Below are 23,911 nucleotides of genomic sequence, written 5' to 3'. Positions count from 1 at the left end.
GGCCGGGTGCCTGACTGCGGCCGCAAGGCCAGACAGAACACGCAGGCCCCGGCCAGATCGCGCAGGCTTTTGCGTGCAGCCTTGATATGTAACATTCAGTTTCATATTGCCCACGGAGAGTGGCCACACCACATACCCCTCCGAGGCCTCTGCCGTGCTGCAACGTCTGTTCTGCTCCCTGCCCATGCTCACACTCGCAATCTCCGCCGCTCATGCCGCCGATGCGCTCGATACGCCGCGCCTGGCTGGCATTGACAACTTCCGCGACATCGCCGGCACCACATCGGCGTACGGCACAAGCCATGATGGGGTGATGCGCAGCGGCGTGTTCTATCGCAGCAATGCCCTGACCCCCACTGCCGCTGACCTTGCCGTGCTCAACGGCCTTGGTATCAGCGATGTATACGACTTGCGCACCCCAAGCGAAATCGCCGCCACGCCCGACACCCTGCCCGCTGGCGCCAGCTATACCAACATCGACATCATCGGCAGCACCACCTCGGGCGCGGACATCACCAACATGTCGTTCACCAGCGCTGCCCAGGCACGCGCCATGATGCAAGAGACCAACCGCGCCTTCGTCAGCGATGCCGGCATGCGCGGGCAATTCTCGGTGCTGTTCAATGAACTGGCCAACGCCGACGGCGCCGCCTTGTTCCACTGTACCGCGGGCAAGGACCGTACAGGCTGGACCGCCGCCGTGCTGCTGAGCATCGCCGGCGTGGACGACGCGACGATCATGGACAACTACCTCGCCACCAATGACTACACCGCCGCCCGCGTGGCGGCCACACTGGCATCCATGCCGGCCAGCATGGCCGAAGTCTACGCCCCGCTGCTGGGCGTCGAGGCCAGCTACCTGCAGGCCGGCCTGGATGAAGTGACTGCCGCATACGGCAGCATGGACAACTACCTCAAGCAAGGCCTGGGGCTTACCCAGGAAACGATCTATGTGCTGCGCGGCAAAATGGTGCGCTATGGCACGTTACCCGGTGAAGCTGGCCTGCTCGGTAACGCCGCGGCGGGCGCGCAACTGCTGCGCCAACTGCAGGACACGTCGCTGTCAGGCACCTACAGCGCCTACAACTATTACCTGCAGTCGGCCATCGATGCCGGCACGCTGGGCGGCGTGGCGTCCACCGTGGGTGGACAGGTGCATGCCGATGCGGCCAGCTACCTGCTGCGCCTGGGCGCCCTGATCGACCGCGCCGCCGCGCCCTTCGCCGACGGTACCGACCTGAAGGTTGGCCAGTCGCGCCTGTGGAGCAGCGCCTTGGCCGGTTACCTGGGCACCGACGGCTCCTCCAGTGCCGCCAGCAGCAACGAACACAGCCAAGGCCTGATGATCGGCATGACCCAGCGCTTCTCCGAGCAGCTCAGCGGCCACGCAGGTTTCGGCTACAGCAGCGGTAACGTTGGCGGCGCAGGTGGCGAGGTTGATACGGACCTGACTTTCCTGAGCCTGGGCGCCCGCTTCGCGCCGGGCGGCCTGGAACAAGGCCTGTTCATCGACACCGATGCCAGCGCCGGCTACCTCGACTATTCCAGCAAGCGCGACCTCACAGGCGGCTTGGGCACGGCCAAAGGCGACAGCCACGGTACCCTGGCCGGTGCCAGCCTGGCCGTGGGCTATCGCCTGAACACCAACCGCGTGGTGCTGGAGCCGAGCCTGGGTGTACGCATCAGTCACGTCGACGTGGCCGGGTTTAGCGAAAAAGGCAGCGAACTGGCGCTAGAGGTGGACGACCTGCAGCAGACCCGCCGTAGCGCGATGGCCAGACTCGAGGCGTCCTTCGTGCCGTTCAGCATGGGCCGTTGGCAGTTGGTGCCCGGCGTGCAAGTGGGCTATGAGCATGCGCTGGGCGACCACGAGGTCGAAAGCGAGGGCCACTTGCTGGGGCTGGATATCGAGCAGCGCGCCGCCTTCGACAATCGTGACCAGTTCAACGCTGGCGTGAGCCTGATGGCCAACCTTGGCGCGCTGAGTATTGGCGCCGATCTAGCGGCGTTGGGCGGCGGTGACAGCCATGGGGCCAGTGGCAGCCTGAAAGCCAGCTACGCGTTCTGACAGTTGCCGGGGCTGCCGCGTGGCCCCCACGGCTGCACCGCCCCGATTCTTGAGGGTGTGCCTACTGGCCAAGATGCCAGCCCCTTCAATGGCGGTCATGTCGAACAGCTACTGCCAAAAATGCCAGTTTCCGGTCTCGCTTGCCGCGATTACGCTTTGCTGCGCAACCTTCCCATTCCCACAAGGACAGTGCCCATGGAAAAGCGAGCAATCATCACGCTGGTAGTCGGCTTGGCCAGTGCAGCGCCTCACGCACCGGCAGCTGAGCTGCCAGGACGCATCGCGGCCATCGAACATCACACGGCGGCGTGTTTTGCCCCTGGAACCCCCGTCAACTGTGAAGTGTCGGCAGTGGTTGAAAGCAATGAAAAACTGCTCTTGGCCAACGACAAACGCTTGCCCGCCCCAGGCGGGCCAGCCCTGTTCACGCTTGACATCGAGCAGGGCAAAATCAGTGGTGAGCCTACCGTGCTGCCTGGGAAGGCATTAAGAGAAGCCGATAAATACGAGGCACTGACCAAGACGCTGGATGGCCGCTACATGATCGCCAGCACCGCCTTCAACAAAGCCAGCACCGACGAAGATCCGAGCAGCGACATTCTCAACACGCTCCTGTACTGGCCCGTGGACGACCCTGAGGCGGCAAAGCCCCTGTCGCCCACATCGCGCAGCGGGGTCACAAGCTCGATCTCACTGCGCAAGCAGATCAAGGATGCGATTGGTGCGTCTTACTATCAAATCGAAGCAATCACCATGGCGCCGAGCGAGCCGGTGAAGGCAAAAACAGCAGACGGCCAACTGATCATCGGCATTCGCAGGCACGGAAACGACAAAACTGACGCGCATTTCGGCTTCACACTCATCTCAGCGCATGTGAAGTTCAAAGATGGAACCCTAGCGCTTGTGGAGGCGTTCAAATCCGTCCAGAACTTCAACGTCCAAGCCCAAGGCCACACAGTCGGGCTGTCCGGCATCGAGTATGACCGGTTCAACAAAGACAGGCTTTATGCGGTTACCAGCTACGAGGAAAAATCCGTTGATGCTGCGAACAAGCCAATTACCAACATAGGCGGGTTTCTATGGATCGTACCGTTTGCAGCGGGTAAGCCAGGCACGCCGCAACTGGTGACCCGCGAAGACGGCTCCACACTGAGGTTCAGCAACAAGCCCGAAGGTGTCGAGGTACTGGATGCACACCAGATAATCGTTGTCCACGACGATGACCGGGTTGAGGTGCAAACCTCCGAGGCGGGCATCGAACGGGGCGCCAATGAGTTTGCCTACAGCAAGATCAGGTTCCCTTGAGCGCATCCAGTGCAAGCAGCGCGTTATCTGATTCGCAGCACGGCCCACTGCCGCAGGTCATGGGCCATGCCTGCGCCTGACCTGTGCCGGGGGCAAACCAAACGCCGCTTTGAAATACTGGGCAAACCGCCCCGCATTGGTGAAGCCGAAGCGTAACGCCACCTGCTCCACCGACGTACCCTGCTCGCTTGCCAGCACCTGACGCGCCTGCTCCAGCCGCACCTGCCGCTGATACCCGACTATCGAAGTGCCCGCAAACCGTCGAAAGCCCTCCTGTAACGCCCGCACGCTGACATTGGCCAAGCCAGCCAACTCGCTGCTACTGCTCAGCCTCGCGGGATGTTCACGGATATAGGCCATGGCCAGTTTCACATGGCGCGGCGCTGGCAATGGAGCCGGCCTGTGCAGCGCTTCGCGGTAATTGTGCGGCCAGGCTTGCAGCAGTGCGTCGACCAGCATTTCCTGCAACCGCAGCGGCATCAGCAGGCCGGTATTGATCAATTGATCGAACTCAGTGCCCGTGGCCAGTTCGAGCAAGGCACGGATGCCCTGGAAGCCTGGCGCGGCCAGGTCCACTACCGGCGCGAAACGTATCGGGGCCGCCAAAGGCCGCTCCAGCAGTGCCGACAGCCGCTCGGCAAATACGCCCCGGCGAATCGACATGCCACACTGGGCATGATCATCGGCGATGCGTACCGAGCGTATCTCAAGCTTGTCGACAGCGAGCCCGACCTGCGCGCCGCCGATTGATTCGCCGCGATGGTCGAAGATGATCTTGCCTGCAGTAGGCAGTACGAAGGTGATTTCGTCCTGCGGGCTGGGCAGGACAATGCGAAAGTCACCCTGGTAATGCAGGCGCCTCACGCTCATGCCCTCGAAGCAGCCATACACACCGCCGATGGAAATACCCTCGCCCAGTGGCGGTACGTCGGCATACAGGTTGCCGTAGAGCTGTGTGAACAAGGCGCCGAAATCATCGCTGTGCATGTCGGCGCAACGGAGCAGGAAGGGCTTGCGAGGCGTGGCGGGGTGCACCGGATGGCTTTCCTTTTGCCGCGGGACGGGACCGGCACGCTAGCAGGCATTCGTGACACAGGCATGACACCCCAAGCCCCGGCAATCCGCAGAATCCGGACTATGCTTGAACCAGCCCGGTAGCAGGAGCAACCCGGCCAGCAGCTATGGACGATTGCATCGGTGTCGGCGCTTTTCATTCATGTGCACGGGCGAGCCACCGCCCGACTTGTCCACTGGCCACCGCACCCTGCACATCTCTACCCACTCGAAAAACATTGACCCAGAGCGGTGCAGCGAGTGTCCGACACTGATAGAACGATAGCGGCGCGCAATTGCAAGAGGGGGGCAACGGCCTATGAACTTAACAAGGCTCAATCGCATTAACTCCAATCGGCCGCCGCAAACGATATTAATTATCATTACTAAAACTACAATCTGTTACCACGCACAAGAAACATAATTGACAAAACCAGGCCGAATCCCCGAATTTCAAGGCTTTCAGCCAGTTACGAGCATGTTTTGTTCTTAATCCTACGAATAAATTTGCGACAGAAATTTTACTTGCAACAGGTTTACCCATAAAATCAGCGCGATTGATTCAGCTGCGACATTTGGTCACTGCACCTGCGACACCACGTCGCCGCTCTACTTATTTCAGACTGCAGAGCTGGGTCTCTGTATAAGGATTTCTAGCATGTCCGATTCGGCAGGACTCATCGCCCACAACTGGGGCTTTGCCATCTTCCTCCTGGGTGTCGTCGGCCTGTGCGCCTTCATGCTCGGCCTGTCCAGCCTGCTCGGTAGCAAGGCCTGGGGCCGCGCCAAGAACGAACCCTTCGAATCCGGCATGCTGCCCGTGGGCAGCGCCCGCCTGCGTCTTTCCGCCAAATTCTATCTGGTCGCGATGCTGTTCGTGATCTTCGATATCGAAGCCCTCTTCCTCTTTGCATGGTCTGTGTCCGTCCGCGAAAGCGGCTGGACCGGATTCGTCGAAGCGCTCGTTTTCATAGCAATTCTGTTGGCAGGTCTTGTCTACCTTTGGCGCGTCGGGGCACTTGATTGGGCTCCCGAAGGTCGCCGCAAGCGGCAAGCGAAGCTGAAACAATGAGGCTTTGGCAATGCAATACAATCTCACCAGAATCGATCCGGATGCGCCCAATGAGCAGTACCCGGTCGGCGAGCGGGAAACCGTTACCGACCAACTGCTAGAGGACCAGGTCCACAAGAACATCTATATGGGGAAACTCGAAGATGTGCTGCGTGGCGCGGTCAACTGGGGTCGCAAGAACTCCCTCTGGCCGTACAACTTCGGCCTGTCCTGCTGCTACGTGGAAATGACCACGGCCTTCACGGCGCCCCACGACATCGCCCGCTTCGGCGCCGAAGTCATCCGGGCCTCGCCGCGTCAGGCCGACTTCATGGTCATCGCCGGTACCTGCTTCATCAAGATGGCGCCGATTATTCAGCGCCTGTATGAGCAGATGCTCGAACCCAAATGGGTCATTTCCATGGGGTCGTGCGCCAACTCCGGTGGCATGTACGACATCTACTCGGTCGTTCAGGGGGTCGACAAGTTCCTCCCCGTGGACGTCTACGTGCCTGGCTGCCCGCCACGCCCTGAGGCTTTCCTGCAAGGCTTGATGCTGTTGCAGGAGTCGATCGGCCAAGAACGACGCCCGCTTTCCTGGGTTGTTGGTGATCAAGGTATTTACCGTGCCGAGATGCCAGCCCAGAAAGACCTGCGTCGTGAGCAGCGCATTGCAGTAACCAACCTGCGCAGCCCCGACGAAGTCTGATCCAGCGACCTGCCGCCCGCTCCTGAAGGAGCCGGCGGCCTGGCTTCATTCTTAACGTTGACCCAAAGCGACCGAGACCATGACAGCGGACAACGCTATTTATATTCCGCCCTACAAGGCAGACGACCAGGATGTGGTCGTCGAACTGCACAACCGTTTTGGCGCCGAAGCATTCGTCGCCCAGGAAACCCGCACCGGCATGCCCGTGCTGTGGGTCAAGCGCGCCCAGCTCAAGGAGGTGCTCAGCTTCCTGCGCGGCGTTTCCAAGCCTTACAGCATGCTGTACGACCTGCACGGCGTGGACGAACGCCTGCGCACCCAGCGCCGTGGCCTGCCTGCCGCCGATTTCAGCGTGTTCTACCACCTGTTGTCGGTCGAGCGTAACAGCGACGTGATGATCAAGGTGTCGCTCAGCGAAGGCGACCTGAACCTGCCGACCGTGACCGGCATCTGGCCGAACGCCAACTGGTACGAGCGCGAAGTCTGGGACATGTTCGGCATCGACTTTGCCGGCCACCCGCACCTGAGCCGCATCATGATGCCGCCGACCTGGGAAGGCCACCCGCTGCGCAAGGACTACCCGGCCCGCGCCACCGAGTTCGACCCCTACAGCCTGACCCTGGCCAAGCAGCAGCTTGAAGAGGAATCGGCGCGTTTCAACCCGGAAGCCTGGGGCATGAAGCGTCAGGGCGCCAACGAGGACTACATGTTCCTCAACCTTGGCCCCAACCACCCTTCGGCGCACGGTGCGTTCCGTATCGTGCTGCAGCTGGACGGCGAAGAGATCGTCGACTGCGTACCGGACATCGGCTACCACCACCGTGGTGCCGAGAAAATGGCCGAGCGCCAGTCCTGGCACAGCTTCATCCCCTACACCGACCGCATCGACTACCTTGGCGGGGTGATGAACAACCTGCCGTACGTATTGGCGGTAGAAAAGCTGGCCGGTATCCAGGTGCCGCAGAAGGTCGACGTGATTCGCATCATGCTCGCCGAGTTCTTCCGCATCACCAGCCACCTGCTGTTCCTGGGTACTTACATCCAGGACGTCGGCGCCATGACGCCGGTGTTCTTCACCTTCACCGACCGCCAGCGCGCCTACACCGTGATCGAAGCCATCACCGGTTTCCGCCTGCACCCGGCCTGGTACCGCATCGGCGGCGTCGCCCACGACCTGCCACGTGGCTGGGACAAGCTGGTCAAGGACTTCGTCGAGTGGCTGCCCAAGCGCCTGGACGAATACACCAAGGCCGCGCTGCAAAACAGCATCCTCAAGGGCCGCACCATCGGCGTTGCTGCCTACAACACCAAAGAGGCGCTGGAATGGGGCACCACCGGTGCCGGCCTGCGCGCCACCGGCTGCGACTTCGACCTGCGCAAAGCGCGCCCCTACTCCGGCTACGAGAACTTCGAGTTCGAAGTGCCGCTGGCCCACAACGGCGATGCCTACGATCGCTGCATGGTCCGTGTCGAGGAGATGCGCCAGAGTATCCGCATCATCGACCAGTGCCTGCGCAACATGCCGGAAGGCCCGTACAAGGCGGATCACCCGCTGACCACGCCGCCGCCGAAAGAGCGCACCCTGCAGCACATCGAAACCTTGATCACGCACTTCCTGCAAGTCTCGTGGGGCCCGGTCATGCCGGCCAACGAGTCGTTCCAGATGATCGAAGCGACCAAGGGCATCAACAGTTACTACCTGACGAGCGATGGCGGCACCATGAGCTACCGCACCCGGATCCGTACCCCGAGCTACCCGCACCTGCAGCAGATCCCTTCGGTGATCAAAGGCAGCATGGTCGCCGACCTCATTGCGTACCTGGGCAGTATCGACTTCGTTATGGCTGACGTGGACCGCTAAGCATGAACAGCACGCTTATCCAGACAGACCGTTTCGCCCTGAGCGAAACCGAGCGCTCGGCCATCGAGCACGAAATGCACCACTACGAGGACCCGCGTGCGGCGTCCATCGAAGCCTTGAAGATCGTCCAGAAGGCGCGCGGCTGGGTGCCGGACGGCGCCATCTACGCCATCGGTGAGGTGCTGGGCATCCCTGCCAGCGACGTCGAGGGTGTGGCCACTTTCTACAGCCAGATTTTCCGCCAGCCTGTCGGCCGCCACATCATTCGTGTGTGCGACAGCATGGTCTGCTATATCGGCGGCCACGAGTCGGTGGTCAGCCAGATCCAGAGCGAACTGGGCATCGGCCTTGGCCAGACCACTGCGGACGGGCGTTTCACCCTGCTGCCGGTCTGCTGCCTGGGCAACTGCGACAAGGCCCCGGCGCTGATGATCGATGACGATACCTTTGGCGACGTGCAGCCTGCTGGCGTTTCCAAGCTGCTGGAGGGTTACGTATGACCATCACTTCCTTCGGCCCGGCCAACCGCATCGCGCGTTCGGCCGAAACTCACCCGCTGACCTGGCGCCTGCGTGACGACGGCGAGCCGGTGTGGCTCGACGAGTACCAGGCCAAGAACGGCTACGCTGCCGCCCGCAAAGCGCTGGCAGAAATGTCCGCCGACGACATCGTGCAGAGCGTCAAGGACTCCGGCCTCAAGGGCCGCGGCGGCGCGGGCTTCCCGACTGGCGTTAAGTGGGGCCTGATGCCCAAAGACGAATCCATGAACATCCGCTACCTGCTGTGCAACGCGGATGAAATGGAGCCCAACACCTGGAAGGACCGCATGCTGATGGAGCAACAGCCCCATCTGCTGGTCGAGGGCATGCTGATCAGCGCCCGCGCCCTGAAGGCCTACCGCGGCTACATCTTCTTGCGTGGCGAGTACACCACCGCGGCGAAGAACCTCAACCGCGCCATCGATGAAGCCAAGGCTGCCGGCCTGCTGGGCAAGAACATCCTCGGCTCGGGCTTCGACTTCGAGCTGTTCGTGCACACCGGTGCCGGGCGCTACATCTGCGGTGAAGAAACCGCACTGATCAACTCGCTGGAAGGCCGCCGCGCCAACCCGCGCTCCAAGCCGCCCTTCCCTGCCGCCGTAGGCGTGTGGGGCAAGCCGACGTGCGTGAACAACGTCGAGACCCTGTGCAACGTGCCGGCCATCGTCGCCAATGGCAACGATTGGTACAAGTCGCTGGCCCGCGAAGGCAGCGAGGACCACGGCACCAAGCTGATGGGCTTCTCCGGCAAGGTGAAGAACCCGGGGCTTTGGGAGTTGCCGTTCGGCGTCACCGCCCGCGAGCTGTTCGAAGACTACGCCGGCGGTATGCGCGACGGCTTCAAGCTCAAGTGCTGGCAGCCAGGCGGCGCCGGTACCGGTTTCCTGCTGCCCGAGCACCTCGACGCGCAGATGTACGCCGGCGGCATCGCCAAGGTTGGCACCCGCATGGGTACGGGCCTGGCCATGGCGGTCGACGACAGCGTCAACATGGTTTCGCTGCTGCGCAACATGGAAGAGTTCTTCGCCCGCGAATCGTGCGGCTGGTGCACCCCTTGCCGGGACGGCCTGCCGTGGAGCGTGAAGATGCTGCGTTCCCTGGAAAACGGCCAGGGCCGCGCCGAAGACATCGAGACCCTGCTGGGTCTGGTCAACTTCCTCGGCCCAGGCCGCACCTTCTGCGCTCACGCACCCGGTGCCGTCGAGCCGCTGGGCAGTGCCATCAAATACTTCCGCTCGGAGTTCGAGGCCGGTGTGGCGCCTGAAAGCGCTGGCACCCTGCGCCCGAACCTGGCCAAGCCTATTCAGGCCGGGCCGATTGTAGTCGGCGCATAAAAAGATAGAACGCGGGTGGTCCGTGCCACCCGCCAGCCTGCAGGCCGGCCCGAACGATTCGCGGCGGGCCGCAGGCTCACAGATTTCCATTAGCCACGCCCGCTCACGCGGGCCAACGAAGAACTTTGAACAATGGCCACTATCCACGTAGACGGCAAAGCGCTCGAAGTCAACGGTGCAGACAACCTGTTACAGGCGTGTCTGTCGCTCGGCCTCGACATCCCCTATTTCTGCTGGCACCCGGCGCTTGGAAGCGTTGGTGCCTGTCGGCAGTGTGCGGTCAAGCAGTACACCGACGAGAACGACACCCGTGGTCGTATCGTCATGTCCTGCATGACCCCTGCCTCCGACGGCACCTGGATTTCCATCGACGATGACGAATCCAAGGCGTTTCGCGCCAGCGTCGTCGAATGGCTGATGACCAACCACCCGCACGACTGCCCAGTGTGCGAGGAAGGCGGCCACTGCCACCTGCAGGACATGACGGTAATGACCGGCCACAACGAGCGCCGCTACCGTTTCACCAAGCGAACCCACCAGAACCAGGACCTCGGCCCGTTCATCGCTCACGAGATGAACCGCTGCATCGCCTGCTACCGCTGCGTGCGCTACTACAAGGACTACGCCGGCGGCACCGACCTGGGTGTCTATGGCGCCCACGACAACGTGTACTTCGGCCGCGTCGAAGACGGCGTACTGGAAAGCGAGTTCTCCGGCAACCTGACCGAGGTCTGCCCGACCGGTGTGTTCACCGACAAGACGCACTCCGAGCGCTACAACCGCAAGTGGGACATGCAGTTCGCCCCAAGCATCTGCCACGGCTGCTCCAGCGGCTGCAACATCAGCCCGGGCGAGCGTTACGGCGAACTGCGCCGGATCGAAAACCGTTTCAACGGCTCGGTCAACCAGTACTTCCTGTGCGACCGCGGCCGCTTCGGTTATGGCTACGTCAACCGCACCGACCGCCCACGCCAGCCACGCCTGGCCGATGGCACCAAGCTGGGCCTGGACGCTGCGCTGGACAAGGCAGCCGACCTGCTGCGCGGCCGGACCATCGTGGGTATCGGCTCGCCCCGCGCCAGCCTGGAAAGCAACTACGGCCTGCGTGAGCTGGTCGGTGCCGATTACTTCTATTCGGGTATGGAAGCCGGTGAGCTGGCTCGCGTACGCCTGGCCCTGAACGTGCTCAATAGCAGCCCGCTGCCAGTGCCGACCCTGCGCGACATCGAAGACCACGACGCTGTGTTCGTGCTCGGCGAAGACCTGACCCAGACCGCTGCCCGTGTCGCCCTGGCCGTACGTCAAGCCACCAAAGGCAAGGCCGAAGCCATGGCCGAGGCCATGAAAGTGCAGCCCTGGCTCGACGCTGCGGTGAAGAACATCGGCCAGCACGCGCTGTATCCGCTGTTCATCGCCAGCCTGGCCGAAACCAAGCTGGACGACGTTGCCGAAGAATGCGTGCACGCCGCCCCTGCCGACCTTGCGCGTATCGGCTTCGCCGTGGCCCACGCCATCGATCCGAGCGCCCCGGCCGTTGCAGGCCTGGACGACGAAGCCAGGGCCCTGGCCGAGCGCATCGCCGGCGCCCTGGTAGCGGCCAAACGCCCGCTGGTGGTTGCCGGTACTTCGCTGGCCGACCCTGCACTGATCGAGGCAGCTGCGAACATCGCCAAAGCCCTGAAGCTGCGCGAGAAAAACGGCTCGCTGAGCCTGGTCGTACCTGAGGCCAACAGCCTTGGCCTGGCCATGCTCGGCGGCGAGTCCGTCGATGCCGCGCTGGATGCGGTCATCAGTGGCAAGGCCGACGCCATCGTGGTGCTGGAAAACGACCTGTACACCCGCGTACCGGCCGCCAAGGTCGATGCTGCCCTGGCAGCGGCAAAGGTCGTGATCGTCGCCGACCACTCCCACACCGCCACCCTGGAGCGCGCCCACCTGGTGCTACCGGCGGCCTCGTTCGCCGAAGGCGACGGTACCCTGGTCAGCCAGGAAGGCCGTGCACAGCGCTTCTTCCAGGTGTTCGACCCGCAGTATTTGGACAGCAGCATCCTGGTGCACGAAGGCTGGCGCTGGATGCACGCCCTGCGTGCCACGCTGCTGAACAAGCCGGTCGACTGGACCCAGCTGGACCACGTCACCAGCGCCTGCGCCGAAGCCGCCCCGCAACTGGCCGGCATCGTCAACGCAGCACCTTCTGCGGCATTCCGCATCAAGGGCATGAAGCTGGCCCGTGAGCCGCTGCGCTACTCCGGCCGCACCGCGATGCGCGCCAACATCAGCGTGCACGAACCTCGTACCCCGCAGGACAAGGACACCGCGTTCGCCTACTCCATGGAAGGCTACTCGGGCTCTGCCGAACCGCGCCAGCAGGTGCCGTTCGCCTGGTCGCCGGGCTGGAACTCGCCGCAAGCCTGGAACAAGTTCCAGGACGAGGTAGGTGGCCACCTGCGTGCCGGTGACCCGGGCGTGCGCCTGATCGAATCGCAAGGTGATCGCCTGTCCTGGTTCGATACCGTCCCGGGCGCCTTCAACCCGGCCCGTGGCACCTGGACTGCAGTACCGTTCTTCCACCTGTTCGGCAGCGAAGAAAGCTCTTCCCGCGCTGCGCCGGTTCAGGAGCGCATCCCTGCCGCTTACGTGGCGCTGGCCAAGTCCGAGGCCGACCGCCTGGGCGTCAACGAAGGCGCGCTGCTGAGCCTGAACGTGGCCGGTGTGGCACTGCGCCTGCCGCTGCGCATCAATGAAGAACTGGGCGCTGGCCTGGTCGCGCTGCCCAAAGGCCTGGCCGGCATCCCGCCGGCCATCTTCGGTGCACCCGTCGAAGGTCTGCAGGAGGCAGCACAATGAGCTGGTTCACCCCCGAAGTGATCGATGTGATCATCCAGGTCGTCAAGGCTATCGTGGTGCTGCTGGCCGTCGTGGTCTGCGGCGCCCTGCTCAGCTTCGTCGAGCGCCGCCTGCTGGGCTGGTGGCAGGACCGCTACGGTCCTAACCGTGTCGGCCCGTTCGGCATGTTCCAGATCGCCGCCGACATGCTGAAGATGTTCTTCAAGGAAGACTGGAACCCGCCCTTCGTCGACAAGATGATCTTCACCCTGGCGCCGGTCGTGGCCATGAGCGCGCTGCTGATCGGCTTCTCGATCATCCCGATCACCCCAGGTTGGGGCGTTGCCGACCTGAACATCGGCCTGCTGTTCTTCTTCGCCATGGCCGGCCTGTCGGTGTACGCGGTGCTGTTCGCCGGCTGGTCGTCGAACAACAAGTACGCCCTGCTGGGCAGCTTGCGTGCCTCGGCCCAGACCGTGTCGTACGAAGTGTTCCTGGGCTTGGCGCTGATGGGCGTGGTGGTGCAGGTCGGCTCGTTCAACATGCGTGACATCGTTGAATACCAGGCCCAGAACCTGTGGTTCATCATTCCGCAGTTCTTCGGCTTCTGCACGTTCTTCATCGCCGGCGTCGCCGTGACCCACCGTCACCCGTTCGACCAGCCAGAAGCCGAGCAGGAACTGGCCGACGGCTACCACATCGAGTATGCCGGCATGAAATGGGGCATGTTCTTCGTCGGTGAGTACATCGGCATCATCCTCATCTCGGCGCTGCTGGTGACCCTGTTCTTCGGTGGCTGGCACGGCCCGTTCGGCATCCTGCCGCAAGTGCCGTTCCTGTGGTTCGCGCTGAAAACCGCGTTCTTCATCATGCTGTTCATCCTGCTGCGCGCTTCGATCCCGCGCCCACGCTATGACCAGGTGATGGACTTCAGCTGGAAGTTCTGCCTGCCGCTGACCCTGATCAATTTGCTGGTGACCGCTGCGATCGTGCTTTACAACACGCCAGCCGTCGCGGCCCAGTGAGGATTTGACCCATGTTCAAGTATATCGGCGACATCGTTAAGGGCACCGGCACTCAGCTGCGCAGCCTGGCCATGGTGTTCTCCCACGGGTTCCGCAAGCGCGACACCCTGCAGTACCCAGAAGAACCCGTGTACCTGCCACCACGCTATCGTGGCCGCATCGTCCTGACCCGCGACCCCGACGGCGAGGAGCGCTGCGTGGCGTGCAACCTCTGCGCGGTGGCCTGCCCGGTCGGCTGCATCTCGCTGCAGAAGGCCGAGACCGAGGACGGCCGCTGGTACCCGGAGTTCTTCCGCATCAACTTCTCGCGCTGCATTTTCTGCGGCCTGTGCGAGGAAGCGTGCCCGACCACCGCGATCCAGCTGACTCCGGATTTCGAAATGGCCGAGTTCAAGCGTCAGGACCTGGTGTACGAGAAAGAAGATCTTCTGATCTCCGGCCCCGGCAAGAACCCTGACTACAACTTCTACCGTGTTGCGGGTATGGCGATCGCTGGCAAGCCGAAAGGCTCTGCACAGAACGAAGCCGAGCCGATCAACGTGAAGAGCTTGCTCCCATAAGGACAGAAAGATGGAATTCGCTTTCTACTTCGCATCCGGGATCGCCGTGGTCTCCACCCTTCGGGTGGTGACCGGTACCAACCCCGTGCACGCCCTGCTCTACCTGATCATTTCGCTGATTTCCGTGGCAATGATCTTCTTCTCTCTGGGTGCGCCGTTCGCCGGCGCCCTGGAAGTGATCGCCTACGCCGGCGCCATCATGGTGCTGTTCGTCTTCGTGGTGATGATGCTCAACCTCGGGCCGGCCTCGGTCGCCCAGGAGCGCGGCTGGCTCAAGCCCGGTATCTGGGCAGGGCCGGTGATACTTGGCACCCTGCTGCTGCTGGAACTGCTGTACGTGCTGTTCGTCACCCCGAGCGGCGCCGGCATCAGCGGCACCACCGTGGGCCCGAAAGAAGTGGGCATCAGCCTGTTCGGCCCGTACCTGCTGGTGGTCGAACTGGCCTCGATGCTGCTGCTCGCGGCAGCCGTCACCGCCTTCCACCTGGGCCGCAACGAGGCGAAGGAGTAAATCATGGGTGCTATCCCTCTCGAGCATGGGCTGGCGGTCGCCGGCATCCTGTTCTGCTTAGGTCTGGTTGGCCTGATGGTCCGCCGCAACATCCTCTTCGTGCTCATGAGCCTGGAAGTCATGATGAACGCCTCTGCCCTGGCGTTCGTCGTCGCCGGTGCCCGTTGGGTCCAGCCCGACGGCCAGGTGATGTTCATTCTGGTGATCAGCCTGGCAGCCGCCGAGGCCAGTATCGGCCTGGCGATCCTGCTGCAGCTGTATCGCCGCTTCCACACTCTCGACATCGATGCTGCCAGTGAGATGCGCGGATGAACCTTCTCTTCCTGACTTTCGTCTTCCCCCTGATCGGCTTCTTGCTGCTGTCGTTCTCGCGCGGGCGGTTCTCGGAGAACCTGTCTGCCCTGATCGGCGTCGGCTCGGTCGGCCTCTCGGCCGCCGTGGCGGCCTACGTCATCTGGCAATTCAATGTCGCCCCGCCTGAAGGCGGCGCGTACAGCCAGCTGCTGTGGCAGTGGATGTCGGTGGACGGCTTCGCGCCGAACTTCACCCTGTACCTGGACGGCCTGTCGGTCACCATGCTCGGCGTGGTCACTGGTGTCGGCTTCCTGATTCACCTGTTCGCGTCCTGGTACATGCGTGGCGAAGCCGGTTACTCGCGCTTCTTCTCCTACACCAACCTGTTCATCGCCAGCATGCTGTTCCTGATCCTGGGCGATAACCTGCTGTTCATCTACTTCGGCTGGGAAGGCGTGGGCCTGTGCTCGTACCTGTTGATCGGTTTCTACTACAGCAACCGCAACAACGGTAACGCGGCACTCAAGGCCTTCATCGTCACCCGTATCGGCGACGTGTTCATGGCCATCGGCCTGTTCATCCTGTTCGCCCAGCTGGGCACCCTGAACGTGCAGGAACTGCTGGTGCTGGCACCACAGAAATTCCAGGCTGGCGACACCTGGATGGTGCTGGCCACGCTGATGCTGCTCGGTGGTGCGGTGGGTAAATCGGCACAGCTGCCCCTGCAGACCTGGCTGGCCGACGCGATGGCAGGCCCTACCCCGGTTTCGGCACTGATCCACGCCGCCACCATGGTGACCGCAGGCGTGTACCTGATCGCCCGCACCAACGGCCTGTTCCTGCTGGCGCCGGACATCCTGCACCTTGTAGGTGTGGTCGGTGGCGTGACCCTGGTACTGGCAGGCTTCGCTGCGCTGGTGCAGACCGACATCAAGCGTATCCTCGCCTACTCGACCATGAGCCAGATCGGCTACATGTTCCTGGCGCTGGGCGTGGGTGCCTGGGACGCGGCAATCTTCCACCTGATGACCCACGCCTTCTTCAAGGCCCTGCTGTTCCTTGCCTCGGGTGCGGTGATCGTTGCCTGCCACCACGAGCAGAACATCTTCAAGATGGGCGGCCTGTGGAAGAAACTGCCGCTGGCCTACGCCAGCTTCGTGGTCGGTGGTGCCGCCCTGGCCGCCCTGCCGGTCCTGACCGTCGGCTTCTACTCCAAGGACGAGATCCTCTGGGAAGCCTTCGCCAGCGGCAATACCGGCCTGCTGTACGCCGGCCTGGTCGGTGCGTTCATGACCTCGCTGTACACCTTCCGTCTGATCTTCATCGCCTTCCATGGCGAAGCCAAGACCGAGGCCCACGCCGGCCACGGCATCAGCCACTGGCTGCCGCTGGGCGTGCTGATCGTGCTGTCGACCTTCGTTGGCGCCTGGATCCACCCGCCGCTGGCAGGCGTGCTGCCTGAAAGCGCAGGCCATGCCGGCGGTGAAGCCAAGCACTCGCTGGAGATCGCCTCGGGCGCCATCGCCATCGCTGGTATCCTGCTGTCGGCCCTGCTGTTCCTGGGCAAGCGCCGCTTCGTCAGCGCCGTCGCCAACAGCAGCATCGGCCGTGTCCTGTCGGCCTGGTGGTTCGCTGCCTGGGGCTTCGACTGGATCTACGACAAGCTCTTCGTCAAACCTTATCTGCTGATCAGCCACATCCTGCGCAAGGACCCGGTTGACCGCAGCATCGGCCTGATCCCCCGCATGGCGCGTGGCGGCCACGTCGCCATGAGCAAGACCGAGACCGGTCAGCTGCGCTGGTACACCGCCTCGATCGCCGTCGGCGCCGTGCTGGTACTCGGTGCGGTGGTAGTGGCTGCGGTATGACTATGAATCTTGCGACTTTGCCAAAGGAAACCAACCCGTCATGATTTTGCCTTGGCTGATCCTGATCCCTTTCATCGGCGGCTTCCTGTGCTGGCTGGGTGAGCGCTTCGGCTCCACCCTGCCGCGCTGGATCGCGCTGCTGACCATGTCCCTGCTGCTCGGCATCGGCCTGTGGCTGTGGGGCACCGGCGACTACACCCTGGCGCCTGCACCGGGCGCCGAACCTGCCTGGGCACTCGAATACAAGCTCGAGTGGATCAAGCGCTTCGGCATCAGCATCCACCTGGCCCTCGATGGCCTGTCGCTGCTGATGATCCTGCTCACCGGCCTGCTCGGTGTGCTTTCGGTACTGTGCTCCTGGAAAGAGATCCAGCGCCACGTCGGCTTCTTCCACCTCAACCTGATGTGGATCCTCGGCGGCGTGGTCGGTGTGTTCCTGGCACTGGACCTGTTCCTGTTCTTCTTCTTCTGGGAAATGATGCTGGTGCCGATGTATTTCCTCATCGCGCTCTGGGGTCACAGCTCGGCAGACGGCAAGAAGACCCGAATCTACGCCGCCACCAAGTTCTTCATCTTCACCCAGGCCAGCGGCCTGATCATGCTGGTGGCGATCCTTGGCCTGGTGCTTGTCAACTACAACACCACCGGCGTGCTGACCTTCAACTACAGCGACTTGCTCAAGGCCGAACTGCCGGCGGGCGTCGAGTACCTGCTGATGTTGGGCTTCTTCATCGCCTTCGCGGTAAAGCTGCCGGTGGTGCCGTTCCACTCCTGGCTGCCTGATGCACACGCCCAGGCACCGACCGCAGGCTCCGTGGACCTGGCGGGCATCTTGCTGAAGACAGCCGCCTACGGCCTGCTGCGCTTCGCCCTGCCGCTGTTCCCCAACGCTTCGGCCGAGTTTGCACCGATCGCCATGACCCTGGGCCTGATCGGCATCTTCTACGGTGCCTTCCTGGCCTTCGCGCAGACCGACATCAAGCGCCTGATCGCCTTCTCCAGCGTCTCGCACATGGGCTTCGTGCTGATCGGTATCTACTCCGGCAGCCAGCAGGCCCTGCAAGGCGCGGTGATCCAGATGCTGGCCCACGGCCTGTCGGCTGCCGCGCTGTTCATCCTGTCCGGCCAGCTGTACGAGCGCCTGCATACCCGTGACATGCGCCAGATGGGTGGCCTGTGGCACCGCATCGCCTACCTGCCCGCTATCAGCCTGTTCTTCGCCGCTGCATCGCTGGGCCTGCCAGGCACCGGCAACTTCGTTGGCGAGTTCCTGATCCTGATCGGCAGCTTCGCCAGCGTGCCGTGGATCACCGTGATCGCCACCACCGGCCTGGTCTTCGGCTCGGTCTACTCGCTGATCATGATCCACCGTGCCTACTTCGGCCCAAGCAAGAGCGACACCGTGCTGGCCGGCATGGACGGCCGCGAGCTGATCATGGTGCTGGGCCTGGCAGTGCTGCTGATCGTGCTTGGTGTGTACCCGCAGCCGTTCCTCGACACTTCTGCCGCCACCATGAGCGGTGTGCAGCAGTGGCTTGGCTCCGCTTTCACTCAACTCGCTTCGGCCCGGTAAGAGCGCTATGGAATTCACCACTCAACACTTCATCGCATTGGCGCCGATGCTGATCACCACCATCACCACGGTGGTGGTGATGCTGGCGATCGCCTGGAAGCGCAACCACTCGCAGACCTTCCTGCTGTCCACCGTGGGCCTGAACCTGGCCCTGCTGTCGATCCTGCCGGCGCTGAAGGTCGCGCCGCTGGCCGTGACCTCGCTGGTCACCATCGACAAGTTCGCCTGCCTGTACATGGCGATCGTTCTGGTGGCCACGCTGGCCTGCGTCACACTGGCTCACGCCTATCTGGGTGAAGGCGCCAAGGGTTTCCCGGGCAACCGTGAAGAACTCTACCTGCTGCTGTTGATGTCGGCCCTCGGTGGCCTGGTGCTGGTCAGCGCCAACCACCTGGCCGGCCTGTTCATCGGCCTGGAGCTGCTGTCGGTGCCGGTCTACGGCCTGGTGGCGTATGCCTTCTTCAACAAGCGTTCGCTGGAAGCCGGTATCAAGTACATGGTGCTGTCGGCCGCAGGCTCGGCCTTCCTGCTGTTCGGCATGGCCCTGCTGTATGCCGATGCCGGCAGCCTGAGCTTCGACCAGATCGGCAAAGCCCTGGCCGCCACCAGCATGCCAAGCCTGCTGGCGCAACTGGGCCTGGGCATGATGCTGGTCGGCCTGGCCTTCAAGCTGTCGCTGGTACCCTTCCACCTGTGGACCCCGGACGTGTACGAAGGCGCCCCGGCACCGGTCGCCGCGTTCCTGGCTACCGCGAGCAAGGTCGCGGTGTTCGCCGTGGTGGTACGCCTGTTCATGCTCTCCCCTGCTGCCAGCAGTGGCGTGCTGAGCACCGTGCTGGCGGTGATTGCGGTCGCCTCGATCCTGGTCGGTAACCTGCTGGCGCTGACCCAGAGCAACCTCAAGCGTCTGCTCGGTTACTCGTCCATCGCCCACTTCGGCTACCTGCTCATCGCCCTGATCGCCAGCAAGGGCCTGGCCATGGAAGCGATGGGCGTGTACCTGGTCACCTACGTGATCACCAGCCTGGGGGCCTTCGGTGTCATTACCCTGATGTCCTCGCCTTACGGCGGCCGTGATGCCGATGCGCTGTACGAGTACCGCGGCCTGTTCTGGCGCCGCCCGTACCTGACCGCAGTGCTGACCGTGATGATGCTGTCGCTGGCCGGTATCCCGCTGACCGCGGGCTTCATCGGCAAGTTCTACATCATCGCCACTGGCGTCGAGTCGCACCTGTGGTGGCTGGTCGGTGCCCTGGTAGTCGGTAGCGCCATCGGCGTTTACTACTACCTGCGCGTGATGGTCACCCTGTACCTGGTCGAGCCGAACCTGCGCCGCCACGATGCGCCGCTGAAGTGGGAACAGCGCACTGGTGGCGTGATGCTGCTGGCGATCGCCATTCTCGCCTTCGTCCTGGGCGTATACCCGCAGCCATTGCTGGACATGGTCCAGCAGGCTGGCCTGCAACTGATCGGCTGATCAACCCGGCAATACCAAACACCCCGCTTATGCGGGGTGTTTTTTTATCTGCGCTGCATGCAGTGCCGGCTACGCTAACCTTCCGTTTGCCTGCCTGGCGCAACATCTTCACTGCGGCGCAGTGCCGTCCTGCGTACATCACTGCTGGCCGATGGCAAGTACACATCCGGATTAGGCATCCCACTGGGTGACAGTTCATGGGTCATTTCGAACTCGGCCCTCACCGACCAGCCACAGGCCTCTGTGGTGCATTGCAAATAGGCCACTCTGAGGAAAATGTGGCGCCCTTCGCTGGTGCGTATGCGCATCCGGCTATGGCAATGGGGGCAAACCAGCTTGTAAGTACTCACGGTAGATACCTGTAAAGGCCGAGCGATGGCATAGGCTGTAAGGTTGATCGTCCATTTGTGTCAGTATTGCCTACGGTATAAGAAGGGATTTTCATCAAACTGCTGTTCATGCCGATAATGTTCCTCATTTTGCAGGGTTATTATTCATAACGAGTAGTTTAAGCCTAGGGAATGTCATTAAACCAGCTATGGATATCTGTTATGAGTAGCCGCTTTTTCGCCTCGGTGCTGACTCGCCTCAAGCAAATTACCCAGTCCGAAAGCGACGCCCAACTGGCCCGAGCGCTGGGTGTAAGCCCGCAGACGCTGAGCAGCTGGAAGGTACGGGACAGCATCCCATACTCATTATGCGTAGATATTGCCCGCCAGCACGCTTGCTCGCTGGACTGGCTGCTAATGGGTGAGCGCGGGCGTACCTTGCACACCGCTGAAGGCTGGGAAGATGACATGCTCGAACGCTTGCGCAGCCTGTCACGCACCGACCGCGAGGCCACGCTGCTGTACATCAAGGACAAGCAGCGCATCCAGGAGTTAGAGAAGAAACTGGATGCACTCGCCTACCGTCTGCCGGATACCTCCAAGGGTTAACCGCGACGGCGCCAACGCTGGACGATTTCTCGAAGGTCCACCGATTCGAGCCATACCATGACTTTGAGGCTGATCGGCACCACCACGACCGCCGCCACGAAAGCAGCCATGCCCCGGGAAAGCATGGGGGCCAAGCCTTGCAACAGCGGCTCGAACAGGTAACCCACGCCAACGCTGAGCAGGGCCAGCAAGGCTTGCTTGCCCATCGTAAGCCGCTTGCGCGAAACGATGACCAGCCGATCCCGCACCGCGCTGACCAGCAAAGCGCCCAACACTGCACCGAAAAGCACCCGCCCGTCGCGCTCGAGCCACGGTACGACGCTGGACAAAGCGCCATGAATCAATGCGACTTCATTCATGAGTGCCTCACTGCTCTGCGAGCATGCCGTAGCGAATGGCCTTGATCACGGCGGCGACGCGAGTGGTTACATCGAATTTGCGCAGGATATTGCCCACATGGAAATTCACCGTCGATTCCTGGCACTGCAGGATCTGACCGATTTCCCACGAACTCTTGCCATAGGCACACCACAGCAATACCTGCTGCTCTCGCGGGGTCAGGCGAATAGGCGTATCCACTTGGCTGCCTTCGCTCTGTCGCGTATTGGCTTTCATCACCGAACTCCAAACAATCATGGCCAGTTCACGTCAGCTATGGGACTGACGCGGTAGGACTCCACCATACGAATCGCAAAACACCCGTGCCATTCATACGCTTTGTAAACCGCCGTCCTACACACTCGTCCTCAATGGCTGCTTTCAATTAACTGAAACTCTCCGTGCTCTGCGCGGCGTTTCGCTCGTCACAACGCCGTTGCCTACCCTTTTCACCTGGAGTTGTACGATGCGCCCCGTGTTGCCCCCCTCCCCCTGCATTGGCCTTGCGGCCCTTTTCGCTGTCGCCCAGCACGTGTCTGCCGCACCTGCGGTCGAACTGGGTGAGGTGCTGATCAGTGACGAAGCCCACAGCGAACTGGAAGACGCCCGCGAGCGTCTGCACGCAGTGCCTGGCGCCAGCAACCTGGTGGACATGCAGCGCGTGGGGCAAGGACGGGTGGCCAGCAACCAGGACGTACTGGCTTACCAGCCGGGGGTGTTCGCCCAGTCGGCCGGTAACGATGGCATCAAGCTGTCCATCCGCGGCTCAGGCATCAACCGTGCACCCGGGGCACACGGTTCAGGGGTGTACACGCTGTTCGACGGCCTGCCGCTGACTGGCCCGGGCGGCACCCCTTACGAGCTGTTCGAGCCGCTATGGCTGAGCCGCGCCGAAGTGTTGCGAGGGGCAAACGGCTTCGATCAGGGCGCGCTGGCGCTGGGCGGTGCAATCAACTACGTGACGCATACCGGCTACGATGCCGCGCCGTTGCAGGTGCGCTACGAGGCCGGCAGCCGCGGCTATCAGCACAGGCACATCAGCTCTGGTCAGGTTTTGGGCAACCTCGACTATTACGTAGCACTCACCGACTCGGAATACGACGGCTACCAGGCGCACAGCAGCGGCAGTGCCAAAGGCATCGCAGCCAACGTTGGTTATCGGTTCAACCCCAATCTGGAGACGCGCTTCTACCTGCGCTACCGGGAAACCGAGAACGAGCTGGCCGGGCGCCTGACCAAGGACCAGATCAAGCACCACCCTCGTGCCGCCAACGCCGCCTACCTGGCGCGTGACGACAGCCGGCCGCAACCGGGCAGCACCTGGGTGGCCAACAAGACCACCTTCTACCTCGAGGACGATGCCCGTGTGGAAGCCGGGCTGGTGTACCACGACTTCCCCATGGACCTGCGTGAAGGCCCGATGCGCCTGAAGGTCGCCTACACCGATGTCAGCGGCACGCTGAACTACATACGCCGCGACACCCTGCTGGGCCACCAGAGCAACACCACCGTGGGCTGGCGAACCACCAAGCACCTGCCCAACAGCGGCGCCTCGCAGTTCGCCCGCAGCACGGGCGACAACTTCGGCGCACGCAGCCGCGATTTCAGCTACCAGGGGTCGGATACCGTCCTGCACGTCGGCAACGATCTGGAGCTGATCCCTGACCTGTGGCTGACCACTGGCCTGGCGATGATCTACACACGCCGTGAAAGTGCGGTCACCTATCCGCAGGATGGCGGCAAGGTGAGCCAACATGACTGGGACTATGCACCGCGCTTGGGCTTGCGCTATGACATCGACCCGCTGTTGCAGGTGTACGGCAACCTGAGCCGGTCCGTGGAGCCACCCCACCCATGGTCACTGATCTGGAGCTCCACGGTCGCCACGCAGCCGATCGAACTGCAGAACCAGACCGCCACCACGCTGGAACTGGGCGCGCGCGGCGATTCGGCGCTGGGCCGCTGGGACCTGGCCTGGTACTACTCGCAAGTGCGCCATGAACTGTTGGCCGTCGAAATCGAGGCGGGGCTCCCGGCCAAGGAGGTCAATGCCAGCGCCACGGTGCACCAAGGCGTGGAGGCCGGCTTGGACAGCACCCTCTGGGAGCACCCTGGCACGGGTAAGCTCAGTTTGCGCCAGGCCTACACGTTCAGCGATTTCCACTACCGGGACGACGATACCTTCGGCGACAACCGCCTGCCTGGCATTCCCATGCATTACTACCAGGCCGAACTGCGCTACGACTGGCCAAGCGGCTTCTATGCCGGGGTCAACACGCAGATGGCGTCCAAGGTGCAAGTCGATTACGCCAACAGTTACCACGCCGATGCCTATGCACTGCTCGGTGCGCGGCTGGGCTGGGACTCGCCGAAACAGGACTGGCAGACCTGGCTTGACCTGCGCAACCTGACTAACGAACGCTATGCGGCGACAGTCACGCCGGGGTACGACGATGCCGGGCAGGACATCGCCCGGTCGACGCCTGGGGAAGGGTTTGGCGTCTATGCCGGGGTTTCATACAGTTTCCGTTGAGGCCGGCA

General features: G+C 62.7%; 21 protein-coding genes. 17 read left to right on the top strand and 4 right to left on the bottom strand.

All coding sequences use genetic code 11. The annotated features are described in order from the left end of the window. Positions 1–154 precede the first annotated feature (154 nt). Together ABRP30_RS09400 and ABRP30_RS09395 are read left to right on the top strand one after the other, a co-directional pair. Entirely contained in the window at positions 155–2,068 is a 1,914-nt protein-coding gene (locus tag ABRP30_RS09400; RefSeq protein WP_349974487.1) for a tyrosine-protein phosphatase, read from the top strand. A gap of 195 nt (positions 2,069–2,263) precedes the next feature. Continuing rightward, entirely contained in the window at positions 2,264–3,373 is a 1,110-nt protein-coding gene (locus tag ABRP30_RS09395; RefSeq protein ID WP_349974488.1) for a hypothetical protein, read from the top strand. 57 nt (positions 3,374–3,430) lie between these two features. Here ABRP30_RS09395 and ABRP30_RS09390 read toward each other — a convergent pair whose 3' ends face one another. Next, complete coding sequence (locus ABRP30_RS09390) at positions 3,431–4,408, bottom strand: helix-turn-helix transcriptional regulator (RefSeq protein ID WP_349974489.1); 978 nt, start codon at positions 4,406–4,408, stop codon at positions 3,431–3,433. Between the two features lie 676 nt (positions 4,409–5,084). Between ABRP30_RS09390 and ABRP30_RS09385 the strand changes: the two genes are divergently transcribed. From ABRP30_RS09385 to nuoN, 13 genes are all read left to right on the top strand, one after another. Next, complete coding sequence (locus ABRP30_RS09385) at positions 5,085–5,498, top strand: NADH-quinone oxidoreductase subunit A (RefSeq protein WP_003251427.1); 414 nt, start codon at positions 5,085–5,087, stop codon at positions 5,496–5,498. Positions 5,499–5,508: 10 nt separating this feature from the next. After that, on the top strand, positions 5,509–6,186 hold the full coding sequence (locus ABRP30_RS09380; RefSeq protein WP_012313769.1) for an NADH-quinone oxidoreductase subunit B family protein: 678 nt from the start codon (positions 5,509–5,511) through the stop codon (positions 6,184–6,186). 79 nt (positions 6,187–6,265) lie between these two features. Beyond that, positions 6,266–8,047: an NADH-quinone oxidoreductase subunit C/D gene (gene nuoC / locus ABRP30_RS09375; RefSeq protein WP_241803340.1), complete on the top strand. Its 1,782-nt coding sequence runs from the start codon at positions 6,266–6,268 to the stop codon at positions 8,045–8,047. A 2-nt stretch (positions 8,048–8,049) separates the two neighbouring features. Further along, positions 8,050–8,547: an NADH-quinone oxidoreductase subunit NuoE gene (gene nuoE, locus ABRP30_RS09370; protein WP_241803339.1), complete on the top strand. Its 498-nt coding sequence runs from the start codon at positions 8,050–8,052 to the stop codon at positions 8,545–8,547. Then, positions 8,544–9,920: an NADH-quinone oxidoreductase subunit NuoF gene (nuoF, locus tag ABRP30_RS09365; RefSeq protein ID WP_012313766.1), complete on the top strand. Its 1,377-nt coding sequence runs from the start codon at positions 8,544–8,546 to the stop codon at positions 9,918–9,920. The genes nuoE and nuoF overlap by 4 nt, the downstream gene beginning before the upstream one ends. 132 nt (positions 9,921–10,052) lie before the next feature. Then, a complete protein-coding gene (gene nuoG, locus ABRP30_RS09360; RefSeq protein WP_349974490.1) occupies positions 10,053–12,767 on the top strand; it encodes an NADH-quinone oxidoreductase subunit NuoG in 2,715 nt (904 codons plus the stop codon). After that, positions 12,764–13,771 carry an NADH-quinone oxidoreductase subunit NuoH gene (gene nuoH, locus ABRP30_RS09355; RefSeq protein WP_012273297.1) on the top strand — a complete coding sequence of 336 codons (1,008 nt, stop codon included), beginning with the start codon at positions 12,764–12,766 and terminating at the stop codon, positions 13,769–13,771. Before nuoG ends, nuoH begins: the two co-directional genes overlap by 4 nt. An 11-nt stretch (positions 13,772–13,782) precedes the next feature. Continuing rightward, the gene (nuoI, locus tag ABRP30_RS09350) at positions 13,783–14,331 is read left to right on the top strand and encodes an NADH-quinone oxidoreductase subunit NuoI (RefSeq protein WP_003251442.1); all 549 of its coding nucleotides are present in this window, start codon (positions 13,783–13,785) and stop codon (positions 14,329–14,331) included. Positions 14,332–14,341: 10 nt separating this feature from the next. Next, a complete protein-coding gene (gene nuoJ / locus ABRP30_RS09345) occupies positions 14,342–14,842 on the top strand; it encodes an NADH-quinone oxidoreductase subunit J (protein ID WP_086978409.1) in 501 nt (166 codons plus the stop codon). Positions 14,843–14,845: 3 nt separating this feature from the next. Then, positions 14,846–15,154: an NADH-quinone oxidoreductase subunit NuoK gene (gene nuoK, locus ABRP30_RS09340; RefSeq protein ID WP_003251446.1), complete on the top strand. Its 309-nt coding sequence runs from the start codon at positions 14,846–14,848 to the stop codon at positions 15,152–15,154. Further along, positions 15,151–17,004 (top strand): NADH-quinone oxidoreductase subunit L, encoded by a 1,854-nt coding sequence (gene nuoL / locus ABRP30_RS09335; RefSeq protein ID WP_349974491.1) that lies wholly within the window; start codon positions 15,151–15,153, stop codon positions 17,002–17,004. Before nuoK ends, nuoL begins: the two co-directional genes overlap by 4 nt. A gap of 40 nt (positions 17,005–17,044) precedes the next feature. Further along, entirely contained in the window at positions 17,045–18,577 is a 1,533-nt protein-coding gene (gene nuoM / locus ABRP30_RS09330; RefSeq protein ID WP_012313762.1) for an NADH-quinone oxidoreductase subunit M, read from the top strand. A gap of 7 nt (positions 18,578–18,584) precedes the next feature. Further along, the gene (gene nuoN / locus ABRP30_RS09325; protein ID WP_241803336.1) at positions 18,585–20,054 is read left to right on the top strand and encodes an NADH-quinone oxidoreductase subunit NuoN; all 1,470 of its coding nucleotides are present in this window, start codon (positions 18,585–18,587) and stop codon (positions 20,052–20,054) included. Between the two features lie 74 nt (positions 20,055–20,128). Here the strand turns inward: nuoN and ABRP30_RS09320 are convergent, their stop codons facing one another. Then, on the bottom strand, positions 20,129–20,404 hold the full coding sequence (locus tag ABRP30_RS09320) for an ogr/Delta-like zinc finger family protein (RefSeq protein WP_241803335.1): 276 nt from the start codon (positions 20,402–20,404) through the stop codon (positions 20,129–20,131). A 201-nt stretch (positions 20,405–20,605) separates the two neighbouring features. Here ABRP30_RS09320 and ABRP30_RS09315 point away from each other — a divergent pair, with 201 nt between their 5' ends. Continuing rightward, entirely contained in the window at positions 20,606–20,992 is a 387-nt protein-coding gene (locus ABRP30_RS09315; protein ID WP_267822652.1) for a helix-turn-helix domain-containing protein, read from the top strand. Here ABRP30_RS09315 and ABRP30_RS09310 read toward each other — a convergent pair. Together ABRP30_RS09310 and ABRP30_RS09305 are read right to left on the bottom strand one after the other, a co-directional pair. Further along, complete coding sequence (locus tag ABRP30_RS09310) at positions 20,989–21,351, bottom strand: hypothetical protein (RefSeq protein WP_349974492.1); 363 nt, start codon at positions 21,349–21,351, stop codon at positions 20,989–20,991. The two genes, ABRP30_RS09315 and ABRP30_RS09310, sit on opposite strands and share 4 nt — an antisense overlap. A gap of 7 nt (positions 21,352–21,358) precedes the next feature. Beyond that, positions 21,359–21,607 (bottom strand): response regulator transcription factor, encoded by a 249-nt coding sequence (locus ABRP30_RS09305; protein ID WP_241803332.1) that lies wholly within the window; start codon positions 21,605–21,607, stop codon positions 21,359–21,361. A gap of 229 nt (positions 21,608–21,836) precedes the next feature. Between ABRP30_RS09305 and ABRP30_RS09300 the strand changes: the two genes are divergently transcribed. Next, complete coding sequence (locus tag ABRP30_RS09300; RefSeq protein WP_349974493.1) at positions 21,837–23,903, top strand: TonB-dependent receptor domain-containing protein; 2,067 nt, start codon at positions 21,837–21,839, stop codon at positions 23,901–23,903. The last annotated feature ends 8 nt before the right edge of the window (positions 23,904–23,911 follow it).

The organism is Pseudomonas sp. WHRI 8519, assembly GCF_040224055.2.
In the GTDB taxonomy this organism is placed as follows: domain Bacteria; phylum Pseudomonadota; class Gammaproteobacteria; order Pseudomonadales; family Pseudomonadaceae; genus Aquipseudomonas; species Aquipseudomonas putida_X.
The sequence above is the reverse complement of the archived record's forward strand: the minus strand, read 5'-3'. Positions and strand labels throughout refer to the sequence as shown.